The sequence below is a fragment of the Nitrosospira sp. Nl5 genome (assembly GCF_900102495.1).
In the GTDB taxonomy this organism is placed as follows: Bacteria; Pseudomonadota; Gammaproteobacteria; order Burkholderiales; family Nitrosomonadaceae; genus Nitrosospira.
On record NZ_FMVQ01000001.1, the window covers coordinates 125,635 to 138,415 of the forward strand.

Genomic DNA, 12,781 nt, shown 5'->3' on the forward strand with positions numbered 1-12,781 from the left:
CTTACCGTTTCTGCATCGGCTGGCGTAAAAGCATAATGCCATACCCCCGCAATGACTCGTTCTCCCGAAAAATTTCCCGAGCAGACAACGCACCGGTACCTTTACGCCGTCGTGGTTTCTCCCATACACTCCCGCGCTGGGCATCTTTACCCGCATTTACTGCCATGCAACTTCCATGCCAGTGTTTTTGGAGAAGATATCGCGTTGAATCAATGGCTTGATCAAAGCTGTTTGAGGGCAATGGGTCACTTTTCTCTTCGGAACTGCGATCGTCCGAAGCGATAATCCGGGATTGATTGCAAGCTCAAGTACCTGGAATCATTAGCTTATATTTTTGTTGGGTTGTTTCTAACCCAGGGTGGGTCGGAACGAAAAGTCTGTTTCCTGGAAAATACTTTCATTCCAAAGATTGGCGGGACTTTTTCAACCTGCGGTTTCGCTGTGAACACTACGAGCAGGAAATATATTCGGGAGGGTACTGGAACAATGGGTTGACTTCGACCCAGTGGGGGTATTTTCTGATCTTTCTTTAACTTAATGAAACAAAACGGATAAATGGAAAGCCCTAATAGAGGCCGCGCCTTATTTGACTGAGCGACCCAACCACTCGCATGATAGGCAGAAGTAAGTAGTGGCTGATTCAACGATGTTTTATTTTTTTGATATTACCGGCACGGAATTTGCTGGAGAAGTCACTGCATGACACCAATTCGTGGCATGCATCAAAGCTCTGTGTGCAGGGGGAAAGATGTGTCCACTATCAAAATTAAGATCCTGTTCAGGGGCCACTACTGGTCCGATGGCTGATGCGATGGGTCCGGATTACGCGCAGGATTCATCAAAAACGGTCGCGACATGGCTCACAGCGGTGGTCATTTCCGTCCTCATGTGGAGCGTCGCCCATGCAAGCGAGATCCAGGTTTTTTCGGTCAAAGAGAATCCCGCTGGTACCGTCGTTGCGACCACCGGCGTCTTTGCGGAAACCACTCCGAGCGCATCTGCGTTTCAACTCCGGTTCGATGACAAGCTCGCGATTCGGGCCAACGAGGTTAAATCCGCGCCATCCTTTGCACCTGAGATATCGGTGATTCTTTGCGTCGACCAAAGCGGTTCCATGGGCCCCTCTGGCATCAAACAAATTCAGGAGGCGCTTAGGAGCGTTTTGGCCAAATCGGAACTGCAATTGAACCTCGCCTTATGGGCGTTTGACACAGAAGTCAGGAAGCTTCGCGGCTTTTCCAAAAATACTGCACAGATGGCAAAAGGCATTGGCGAGATCGGTGTTAAATCTGCACGGGATAGTAAAACCAAGCTGTACGAAGCCATCGAACTCGGTCTTTCCGAGTTGCGGAGCCATGATGACAACGATCTGAAGCGCCTGATCGTCATTACCGATGGTAAGGATGACGGCAGCAGCATCACCGACCAGGTGATCGCAAGCAAGGCCAACGCCAAGGGGATTACCATCTACGCGGTCGGGTTTGGCAATGTTACGGACGAAGATTCGGAATTGCTTGCACGCCTGACGAAAAACACGGGTGGCTACTTTATTCCTGCCGGCAACACGCAGGAACTGACTCGCGCACTCCATCAATTACTCAATTTACCTGCGCCCCGCGTGTTTAACGTCTCGTTCCATTACAATGTATCGGGAGACGGGCGCCAAGTAGATTCCGCGCAACTGGAGTTTACACCCGAGGGGAAGGCGCCGGTGTTGCGAACGATGGTGTACGGGCTTTCAGCGCCCAGCGTTGCCAGTCCGCCAGGAACAGCGCCAACCCCGAATGGATCTGGGGACAAGTGGACGGTTAATCTGCTGTCGATCGATTTCGACCTCAGGCTCCTGTCGGCAATTCTGATTGGCATCGTTGTACTCCTTGTCATCGTGGCAATGAAGCGTCCTCCGCCACCGTCACCCCCACCTCCTCCCCCGCCGCCGCCGCCTCCCCCCCGACCTTCAAAACGTGCGCGCACCTCCGTAGGTTTTGCGTTCCCGGCACCCGCCCAGGGGCGCCCCACAGCGATTCTGCATTGTCTTAGTGGACCCGCGAGAGGGCTACAGTATCCTATTGAGCAGACGATCTATCGCATCGGCTCGGGTGAGTCAAATGATTTGCAATTGAGCGATGATTATCTTTCGCACAAGCACGCCAGCATAAGATATGACGACGGCAACCTCTATCTGAGCGACAGCGGATCGCGCAATGGAACTTTTCTGAATGATATGCGGCTCGACCAGACAGCCAAGGCACTTACCCCGGGGGACCGTATTCGGGTTGGAAAATCGATGCTCGAGCTAGTTGCGACGGATGAGGATCGTGGAGTCAGACAAGCCAGGCAATACGACGCCGATGGGGGAGAGCAACTGGTTCCGTAATTCTGGCATACAGCGGATCAAACGACTGTACTGGATACCAAGAGGGATACCAAGATTGTGAAACAGCCAATTGCAAGCCAATTGTCGGTAGGTGCCCGTTCCGAAACAGGGTACGTCCGGAACGAGAACCAGGACAGGATGGGTTGCGTGAGAGCCGCTTTCGGCGACGTGTATATTGTGTCGGACGGCATGGGAGGTCATCGGGGCGGGGCGCTCGCAGCCGAACTGACAGTCCAGGCACTAACGCAAGGCCTGTCTCATATTCGTTCGGTTGCTGGAATACCTGCAGAAACAAAACGTGCCTTCGAAGAGGCGAACAGGACGGTCTATGAGCAGGGGCACTCGGGAGCAATGGAAACTCGAGGCATGGGCGCCACAGCCGTCGTACTGCTGGTGGCAGGGTCGAGGGCCATAGTCGCCCATGTGGGGGATAGCCGTGCCTATCTATTTGCTCGGCGTGAACTGCGTCAGTTGACCAAAGATCATAGCCGCGTTCAGCGCTTGGTGGATGCGGGAATGTTAACAGCCGCCGAGGCCATGTCGCACCCTGATGCGAGTCTACTGGAACGAGCAATGGGCACTTCACTGGACGTAACGGTGGATATTTCCCCATGGATACCACTGCATGCGGGTGATCAGGTTCTTCTGTGTTCGGATGGGCTTCATGGCTATGTTGCCGATAGCGAGATCGGCACCATCCTGGGTCAGGACGCGACAGTGCAGGAATTGACGGACCAGCTTGTCAATCGCGCCTTGCAGAAAGGCGGGGAAGATAACATAACCGTTCAGTTGATCGAATACGGGCGTCGGCGCAAACGCGGGTGGCCGCAGGTTATTAGCCGTTTTGCCATCGTTTTTCCGATCGCTCTGGGTGTTCCGGCGGGGGAATACAGGAGGGTTGGAGAGGAGTCCGGGGTACAGATAGCCCGGGTTGACAAGTTGCCTGTCTACCGAGTCGGAGAGCGCCACCCACGCCGGTATAGCGAAACACGATGCGTATTAGATACCGTAAACACTGCATAAACCAGAGGTCATTGCTAATGAACGACAAATCGAAGCAGAGCGACATTTCCAAATGGTGGAAACAGATTGTCGGAAGCAGTGCCTCGGACACCCGTGTTTGCGAAAAGGGGCATCCGATGGACCCGAATTGGAAAACCTGTGCCTATTGCGATGCCGAGGCTCGTGCCCATCAAAAAACCGCTCACGAACCTGATGAGATCGAATCAAGCCAATCTACGCAAAGGAGCATCACCATGGAAAGGAGAACTACACAGATAGACAATGGAGAATCAGGCGAAGGACGGGGTGCGACAAAGTTTGAGACATCAGCCGGCGTGTCCCCCCCGAGAGAAAAACCCGAGACGCGCCTCCAAACCGGGAAATCAGATACGAGTCAGAGAAAACTTACCGGCGTGCTGGTTACATTCAACTGGAGGCCACAGGGTAAATTATTTCCCCTTTATGAAGGACGCAATGTTATCGGTTCCGGTTCCGAGGAGACGTGCGACATTTACATTTCCAACAGAACTGACGAGATGATATCCAAGGAGCATGCCGTCATCCTCTGCCGCGCCGGGAGAGACGAACTGCATGACATGCTCAGCACCAATGGGACTTTTCTCAATGAGAAGTATGTTGAAAGAGACGGCGCTGATCTGGTTGACGGCGCATTAATCAAAACCGGAGCGACCGTGTTTGAGTTCAGGAAATTTACCAGTGGCGGCGACCGGGCGCCTGAAAGTGACAAGGCCAGATACTACGAAAGTGAAGGGGATATCCGGAGAACTCGCTCTCCAGGAGAAACCGAGATTTGACGCGGGTACGATTCGCAGCGGGAGAACTGTCTTCCCTGTTCCACGGATCTTGCGGAAAGGTTATTAACCTAAATCCGGTAGTTGACCGCTCATTTAATAAATCATCGTTATGGTTATAACGATATTTCGTATTATTTTACTCTCATCTTGCGGGTGAGGCCGCTACGGGATGAATTGCACAATTTTTGCGGTACATGGCAGCGTTGCAACTCCTTGGAATAATCATTCCCGCATCGTTGCGCCTTGCCCTGTACCCCAAAAACCGCACAATTCACCCCGCCCAACTACCGGATTTAGGTTAATGGAAGAAGCATCATGAAGATAATCGCCGCAATGCTACTTTTAACCCTCATAACAGGGTGCAGCACAGTAGGCGGAACCCGGGGGAGTTCGGGAATGGCCGCGCTTGAATGCGGCGCTATCGGGGCGGGACTTGCCACCGCAATATGTTTGGCAGCGGGCGGTAGCGCCGCGGCATGCGCGGGTTCCGCCGCGGGTGGCGGCCTTCTTGGCGCAGGGGTCTGCTATACCTACGCCGAAAAATATGAGAAACGCCGCCAGGAACTCGCCGGTAAAGAGAATGATGTGGATGCGCGACTGAAGTATGTACGCGGACTCAATGAAGATTCAGAAAAATTGAATCAGGAACTGAACACCCGCGTTGCCCAGATCTCCAAGCGCACGGATACGATTGTCGCGCAGATTAATCAAGGCACCATTTCCCAGCAGGAGCTGGTAAAAGAAAGGGAGGCATTGCTCAAGGCGGAGAATGCGGCGAAAGACCAGGTTGCGCTTGAAAAAGCCGCATTGGAGGACATGAAGCGTTTTCAGGCCGAGCAAGCGCGCAAGACCAGTGCGGATAGCGCGGCGCATGCCGAACTGGATGCCGAAATCAGGAAACAGGAACATCTGCTCGCCGAGACACGAAGGGCCACCAGCGCGCTTGCTTCCCAGCGCCAGAGAATATAGACCAACCAAGCCGGAATAAGGAATACAAGCAACATAGGGAACATAAGGAATATAAGGAATATAAGGAATATAAGGAATATAAGGAATATAAGGAATATAAGGAATATAAGGAATATAAGGAACAGGATGGTGGCAGACATCAGATCAATGGCAATGCTGGCGGTTTTAACGTCCGCGCTGTGCGCATGCACTGTTATGCAGCTCAAAAAAGATGTGGAGCAAGATGAAGCACGCGTAGTGGGCAAGGAAGGCGAACTCAAAACCGAAGAAGCGCGGCAGGCTCAGCTACGCGGGGAAATCGCCCGGTTACAGGAGGATTTGTCGAACCGGCAAGTATCGCTGGACGATCTGCAGTCGCGACTGGCACAACTGCTGCGGGCAAATGCGAATACGCCGGATGTCACCCAGGAACAGCGAGCGCTCAAGCAGCGGCGAGAAGTGAAATTGAAGGCGCATCAGAAGGAACTGGTCAAGATCCAGCAGAGCGACGAGACCATCACGGAAAAGAAAAAAAAGCTGGAGCACCTCAAGGAAGAAATCAGGAAATCCCTGAATCTTCTGATGCACTCCTGATAACGTGCCGGCATGGCGCACATTAACGTCGGGTCAGGAACCGCCTTACTGGTAGTGACAGTCGCCTTTCTCGGCGGCTACCTGTTCAAAGCCATCCTGCCCTGGTTTGACGAAGATATGCCGGCAGGCGCGCAGCGGTCGCAAGTGAAGGAGCCCGCAATAAGCCGCTATGCCGAAGCGCTTGCACATATTGAGCAGCGCGCGGTGTTTTCAACTCCCGTAGGAGACCTTCAAGACATGGTGGCCGCCTCTTTAAAAACGTATCTTGCGAAAAAAGATCCCTATTCGGATTTTCTGACCCGGCAAGAATATGCGAAATTCAAGGCGGCGGGCAGCGAGTATTACGTTGGCATAGGTCTTGATATTGAGAAGCGCCGCAATGGCGATATTATCTGCTACCCGCTTCCGAACGGATCCGCCGCAACGGCGGGAATCAAGCCAGGCGAGCGTCTGCTGGCGGTCGACGGCGTTTCCACCCAGGGAAAATCGCTTCCCGCCGTCGTCGCCCTGGCAATCGGCAAAGCGGGGACTACCGTTGTGGTGGAGCTTGCGGACTCTTCCGGGAATCGCAGGCAAGTAACCGTTACCCGGTCGACAATAGCCGGTCCCGCAGTATCCGAGTATACGTTTCGCTCCGCGCGTATTATCAAATTGGCGAACTTTACGCCCAGCACCAGGCAGGAGCTCGATTATCTGGTTTCCAACTGGCACAAGCGTGATCCCATTGTCATTGATTTGCGGGGTTGCGGCGGTGGGGATTTTTACGCGGCGGTGAATTCCGCAATGCTCTTCCTCAAGAAAGGGGAGCCAATCGTCTCGGTAAGCGGACGCTCCGGCACGCGGTCGTATTCGGCTACGGTTGCACGGCAGCCGCCCGCACAACGCGTGTTTTTGTGGCAAGACGAATTTACCGCCAGCGCTGCGGAGATATTTATCGCCGCTTTAACAGACAATGCGCGTGGCACGTCGATCGGAAGAACAACCGCCGGAAAGGGAACCCGGCAGGACATTATTGAGCTGACGGATGGCGGCGGCGTCCTGATTTTGACGACGGGATACCTGATAACTCCCGATGGCGTACGATTTGAAGGCACGGGGCTGGCACCGATGCGCCCGGTTGCGGAGAGTACCGATGATACGGAGGCATTCCTTCACAAAACCGCCGCCTCCATCCATTAGGCCGTTAGGGCAGGATGGACCGATGGACCGCTGGTCCGTGCTTTATTACTCAGGGCGGGCCTGGCAGGTGAAATGCCAATTTGGAGTCGACTGTGGAAAACGATGATCTGATCGGCAAGACAATACATGGCAGCTATTTAATTACGTCCAAACTCGGCGAGGGCGCAATGGGTCAGGTTTATCTCGCCGAGAATTCCCTGGTTCAGGACAAGAAATATGCGATAAAAGTTCTTAGGAGGGAGCTGACCCGTAGCCCGAACTTCAAGCAGCAATTTTACGAAGAGGCAGCGCACCAGGCGCAACTCTCCCATCCCAATATCGTTCAGATGTATGACTATTTTCAGGAAGGCGAAGACTATTTTCTTGTTCTCGAGTATGTCGATGGACGTTCGCTGGCCGACAGGATTGATGCCCTGGGCGGACCAATGGCCGAGAAGGAGGCCTTGCACATCTTCAAGGGCGTCCTGGCGGGACTCAACTGTGCGCATGAGAAAGCAATCCTGCATCGGGATATCAAGGCCCCCAACGTGATGGTCGACAATAGCAACAGGGCGCTGTTGACAGACTTCGGCATCGCACGGCAGTCCGGCGGTGAAAGCGCCGCGAATATTGGGCGTGTGATTGGCACACCCGAGTACATGAGTCCCGAACAATTCGAGAATTCGGACAAAATCGATCATAGGTCGGACGTCTATTCGGCCGGAATTCTTTTATTCGAGATGCTGACCGGCCGTTTGCCATTTAAGGATACCTCCCGGGAAACACTTAAACAACAGCATATAGCCACTCCCACCCCCAATCCCCGCATCATCAATTCGAAGATCAAAAAACCTCTCGCCAACATCGTATTGAAGGCAACACAGAAGGATCCGGGTGACCGGTTTCAAGGCTGCCTCGCCTTTCTCAAGGCGATTGAGTACTACGAGCGCGGCAGGAACTGGAAAATCTGGGGACTGAGCCTATCCATCATCCTGGCAGCGGGGATTTGGTATTTTGTACAGAACTTGAAAGCGGTGCGCAGCTTGGCAAGCTTGGCAACCGATAATTATGCGTTGTTATGTCGAGAGGCCGAAACATTGAAACGAAAGGAAACAGGTTTGCGCATTGCGGCGGAATCGGGCGATGCGGAAATGGTGGAAGCGTTTTCGAAACACGTGTCGGACCACAATGCGAATATCGAGAAATTTCTAGGGGATTATGCCAGCGCCTTCCGTGAATTATCGACATTCAGAGGTAGCACCGCGCATAAGGTATTTAGCGAGCGGGAGCAAATCGACGTGCGGACGAGATACGAGCAGGCCGATGAATCGGAACGGGCAAAATTCTGGCAATTAACCGGCGACGATTACGAACAATTCACGACTACCGGACAAAGCCCCGACAGGGGAAGGATGCTGGAAAAGTGTCCGCCTTAGCCTGGTATTCTCGGCGCAATCCATGCATTTTTTTTGGCGATTGGAGAAAGAGAGAGCGGTAAAACTGGTTTATCCCTCGCAATCTGGCGAAATACCCGCCTTGACGAGGGTTGCTGTTCTAAAAAGGAGATCCGAAAATGGAACTACGGGTGGAAAGGACAGATTTTTCTGAAAATAGTACGATTGGCAAGCTATACGTGGATGATCAGTTTGAATGCTACACTTTGGAAGACAAGGTCAGGCCGGTCAAGATCAAGGGGAAGACAGCTATTCCCACGGGGCGCTATGAGGTCATTATTAACCACTCGCAGCGATTTAATCGCCCGCTTCCGCTTTTTCTGGATGTACCCGACTTCGTGGGAGTTCGAATACATCCCGGCAATACAGCAGCGGATACAGAGGGATGTATCCTGGTAGGCGAGACGAAAGAAGAAGGATTCATAGGTCAAAGTAAACCGGCTTTTGAACGGCTTTTCGATAAATTGAAGGCCGCTTCCGAGACCGAGAAGATATTCATAGAGATAGGATAGCGGCATCTGGTAATGTTGAGCCTCCTGAAAATACTGCGCTCCGGTTTCGCCGTTATATTGATCTTCGTGCCCCTTGTGCTGTTCATGCACCTGGATGCGTTTGCGCAAACGAAAGCGGAAGCGATTCCGTTCATGCATGAGAAAACATATCTCTTGCCGTCCGGCAAGAGCGTCGCCATCAAGTTTCGGGAGCGCCCATGCGAGAGTGCCGGGAGCAGGGGGTGCAGCGAAGCCGACGCGGGGACGTGGGGCACGGACGGAGGCGTTCCACGGTTCCTTACCGAAGTATTCCTGGTTTCCATCGACGGCAGGGAATTCGTCATTCCCGAGAAATTCTACAAGGATTTGACCAACACTTATCACTTGAATGCCTTTGAACAAAAGACGCGCGTTATTATCGAACTCAAGGGTGGGGAAGCCGCGGGCGCTTACACCGCACGTTTTACGCTTGGCGGGACATGCGGATTCGAGCGAAAGGTCTGTGGGGAGGTTTGCGGGGAAATCTGGGAGCGGACCACCTGGTACAACGCATTCGCCTATGAAGCAGAAGCGGGATGCGAGAGTGGAATTCAATGAGTTCCGGCGAAACCCCGCGAAGGAGAATAGATGACTTCCATACTCGACGCGATTTCGCGCGCCTTTCGCGATTTATTCCGTTTTCAGGTATTGTGGATCGTCGTCTGGCCAATCCTGGCGGCAACGCTGCTGTGGGTGATTTTAGGTGTGGCTTTCTGGAGCAGTTTTTCAGGGTGGATCGCAAGCGGTCTGACGGCCATTGGCATCCAGGAGTGGCTCGAAGGCGTGGAACCAAGATGGATTGCATACGGTATTCAGGGCGTGGCGCATCTCATTCTTTTTGTGCCGCTGGTTTTTGTTACCGCGCTGGTGATTACCGCGCTGTTCGCTATGCCTGCCCTGGTTCATCTGGTGGCCAACCGTGATTATCCGCAACTTAAACGTGAAAACGGCGGTGGCGTTGCCGGTAGTCTACTCAATGCATTGCTTGCCATCGGAATTTTTATCGCTATATGGCTGGTTACGCTTCCCTTGTGGTTAATCGGCGCGGGTGTGGTCATTCCGTTTGTTGCCGTGGCGTATCTGAATCAGCGGCTGTTTCGTTATGATGCGCTGGCGGAGCATGCCAGCCGTGAAGAAATGCAGGTGTTATTTTCGGCCTGGCGGTCATCGCTGTGGGGCCTTGGGCTGCTGACCGGCCTGATACAATTTATACCGCTTTTGAATTTGTTCGCGCCGGTGCTGGCGGCGCTGGCTTTCATTCATTTCGGCCTGGCGCGCCTGACTGAATTGCGTCACGCGCCGTAAATGGAAAAATGGCAGGACCCCGGACTTAGCCGATTCGCATTTCGCCGCTTTTGATGTCGTTGTCGCCAATGCGGCATCTTTATGTCCCCTGGCTTATAAATTTCAGCCTGTTATGTAACAATACTTGTGAGGCGTTATACTGGCGCTACATTGAGCGCTACACTGAAGCGCTAAACCGGGGGAGGAAATGTCCATGCGATTCCGCACGCTTCGTTTTATGACGTTGGGATTGGCGGCAATGGTCGGCGGCATTATCGCGACGGCTGCATTTGCCCAGGCGGCCGAGACCGGCAACGGCGGTTCTTCCACGGTATCCGGAGCTGCGCATAAGCATTCAGTCGGGCCGCATCAGGCAAATCAGGATAAGCAAGCGTCACCCAGACTGCTGAACCTGGGTCCACATACATTTCCGGTCAGCACGCAGAACAAATTAGCACAGCAATACATCAATCAGGGCCTGAACCTCTCATACGCGTTTAATCATGCCGAGGCAGGCCGCGCATTCCGCGAAGCGGCACGGCTCGACCCGTCTCTTGCCATGGCGTATTGGGGCCAGGCGCTTGTGCTCGGTCCCAACATCAACGCGCCAATGGATCCGGAAGACGAGGCGCCGGCTCTGGAGTTGGTGCAAAAAGCCGCCTCGCTCGCGGCGAAGGCATCACCGCGCGAGCGTGCGATGATCGGCGCGCTTGAAAAGCGCTACACGGGGAATGCCGAGCAGCGTAAGGCGAACGACAAGGCTTATGCGGATGCAATGCGGGAAGCGCACGCGCGCTTTCCGGACGATCTCGACATCGCGATGCTCTATGTCGAATCGGTAATGGACCTTAACGCCTGGGGCTATTGGATGCGGGATGGTTATCCGCTGGAAGGAACCGAGCAAATCGTCGCGCTTACCGAAGAGGTAATGCGGCGCAATCCGAAACATCCTGGCGCGGTGCATATGTATATTCACCTCATCGAGCCGACGAATACTCCCGAGCGGGCGGAAAAGGCGGCTGATACCCTGCTTACGCTGATGCCCGCGGCAGGGCATGCGGTGCATATGCCGTCCCACATTTATCAGCGCGTGGGCCGCTATGCCGATTCGATAAAGAGTAACCAGCTCGCCATCGCGGCTGACGAGGAATACCTCGCACACCGCCACGCGCAGGGTATGTACCCGATTATGTACTACCCCCACAACATTCATTTCCTCTGGTTCGCGGCCACTTCGGACGGCCAAAGCAAGCTTGCGATCGAATCGGCGCGAAGCGTGGCCAGCCAAGTAAACGACGCGCTTCTGCGGGAAGTGCCGGCGGCGGCGGCGTTCCGTGCCGTGCCGTATTGGGCGCTTGCGCGGTTCGGAAAGTGGAACGAGCTCCTCCAGGAACCAGCGCCGCCGTCCACGAACGCCTTCTTGAAAGGAGGCTGGCATTATGCACGCGGCCTGGCGTTTGTTGCCACGGGGCAATTGCAGCAAGCCGAGCAGGAGCTGGCGGCACTGCGCGAGATCATGAAGAATGGGTCGCTGGATTGGCAGCTTATGTCGCCAAATACTGCGCGCGGTGTGCTGAGTATTGGTCCCGAAGTGCTTGCCGGCGAGATCGCGGCCGCTCGTGGACAGTTCGATTCCGCCATCGCGCACCTTGAACGGGCAGTCCGCCTTGAGGATGGCCTGATTTACACGGAGCCGGCGGAATGGCAGTCTCCCCCAAGACTGGCACTGGGCGCGATCCTGATGGAGTCCGGACGCCCCGCCGAAGCGGAGACCGTGTATTGGGAAGATCTGCGGAGGAACCGCAACAACGGCTGGGCGCTTTACGGCCTATTGCAGGCGTTACGTGCGCAGAAGAAGGATGACCGGGCCCCGCTGATCGAGGCGCGTTTTAAGAAGGCATGGGAGCGCGCCGATGTGGCCCTCAATGCTTCGCGCTTCGGATGTATTGCGGCACCCCGGCAGGAATAGTTCCCCCCATCGCCAACGGCGGAGCCTTTTTGCAATGGACGAACCCCTGATTTGCACGATCGGACATTCAACCCATCCATTGGACGAATTTGTCAGCCTGTTGAAAACGAACGAAGTCACGCACGTCCTCGACGTGCGAACCGTGCCGCGTTCCCGGCAAAATCCTCAGTTCAACAAGGAAACATTGCCAGATGCCCTCCGAACCGAGGGCATCAAATACACCCACCTGCCTGGGCTAGGCGGGCTGCGGCATGCCCACAAGGATTCGATCAACGGCGGCTGGCGCAACGCGTCTTTTCGCGGATATGCGGATTATATGCAGACACCGGAATTTGCCGTTAACGTGCGGGACGTCATGGAGCTTGCGGCGCACGAACGCTGTGCGCTGATGTGCGCCGAAGCGGTCCCGTGGCGCTGTCATCGCTCGCTGATCGCCGATGCGCTTACCGCGCGCGGGGCGCGGGTGGAAGATATTATCAATACGCGGGGGCGCAGGCTGCATTTGATGACGCCGTGGGCACGAACGGATGGGTTGAAGATCAGCTATCCGCCGGAAGCGATGGACGCCGTTGCTGGCAAGCAAATTCAATAAACGGGAGATTGCCGGTTCCATCCTGATGGATTTAAGCGCAAGCTAGCACCACTAGGCA

The 12,781-nt window shown here is 54.5% G+C and carries 12 protein-coding genes; all 12 read left to right on the top strand.

What is annotated here, in order from left to right:
* Positions 1–799: 799 nt before the first annotated feature.
* Positions 800–2,377, top strand: a complete 1,578-nt coding sequence (locus BLP45_RS00620; protein WP_176754611.1) for an FHA domain-containing protein — start codon at positions 800–802, stop codon at positions 2,375–2,377.
* Positions 2,378–2,434: 57 nt separating this feature from the next.
* On the top strand, positions 2,435–3,400 hold the full coding sequence (locus BLP45_RS00625) for a PP2C family protein-serine/threonine phosphatase (protein WP_090368782.1): 966 nt from the start codon (positions 2,435–2,437) through the stop codon (positions 3,398–3,400).
* Between the two features lie 17 nt (positions 3,401–3,417).
* Positions 3,418–4,194 carry an FHA domain-containing protein gene (locus BLP45_RS00630; RefSeq protein WP_176754612.1) on the top strand — a complete coding sequence of 259 codons (777 nt, stop codon included), beginning with the start codon at positions 3,418–3,420 and terminating at the stop codon, positions 4,192–4,194.
* 396 nt (positions 4,195–4,590) lie between these two features.
* Complete coding sequence (locus BLP45_RS00635; protein ID WP_090368786.1) at positions 4,591–5,163, top strand: hypothetical protein; 573 nt, start codon at positions 4,591–4,593, stop codon at positions 5,161–5,163.
* A 126-nt stretch (positions 5,164–5,289) separates the two neighbouring features.
* Complete coding sequence (locus BLP45_RS00640) at positions 5,290–5,736, top strand: hypothetical protein (RefSeq protein ID WP_090368788.1); 447 nt, start codon at positions 5,290–5,292, stop codon at positions 5,734–5,736.
* Positions 5,737–5,748: 12 nt separating this feature from the next.
* A complete protein-coding gene (locus BLP45_RS00645) occupies positions 5,749–6,915 on the top strand; it encodes a S41 family peptidase (protein WP_090368790.1) in 1,167 nt (388 codons plus the stop codon).
* 92 nt (positions 6,916–7,007) lie between these two features.
* Positions 7,008–8,330, top strand: coding sequence for a serine/threonine protein kinase (locus tag BLP45_RS00650; protein WP_090368792.1), 1,323 nt, complete (start codon positions 7,008–7,010; stop codon positions 8,328–8,330).
* A 137-nt stretch (positions 8,331–8,467) separates the two neighbouring features.
* A complete protein-coding gene (locus tag BLP45_RS00655; protein WP_090368794.1) occupies positions 8,468–8,860 on the top strand; it encodes a DUF5675 family protein in 393 nt (130 codons plus the stop codon).
* 12 nt (positions 8,861–8,872) lie between these two features.
* Positions 8,873–9,436 carry a hypothetical protein gene (locus tag BLP45_RS00660; protein ID WP_090368796.1) on the top strand — a complete coding sequence of 188 codons (564 nt, stop codon included), beginning with the start codon at positions 8,873–8,875 and terminating at the stop codon, positions 9,434–9,436.
* Positions 9,437–9,466: 30 nt separating this feature from the next.
* Entirely contained in the window at positions 9,467–10,183 is a 717-nt protein-coding gene (locus tag BLP45_RS00665) for an EI24 domain-containing protein (RefSeq protein WP_090368798.1), read from the top strand.
* 193 nt (positions 10,184–10,376) lie between these two features.
* The gene (locus BLP45_RS00670; RefSeq protein WP_090368800.1) at positions 10,377–12,131 is read left to right on the top strand and encodes a tetratricopeptide repeat protein; all 1,755 of its coding nucleotides are present in this window, start codon (positions 10,377–10,379) and stop codon (positions 12,129–12,131) included.
* Between the two features lie 34 nt (positions 12,132–12,165).
* A complete protein-coding gene (locus BLP45_RS00675) occupies positions 12,166–12,723 on the top strand; it encodes a DUF488 domain-containing protein (protein WP_090368802.1) in 558 nt (185 codons plus the stop codon).
* Positions 12,724–12,781: the final 58 nt, after the last annotated feature.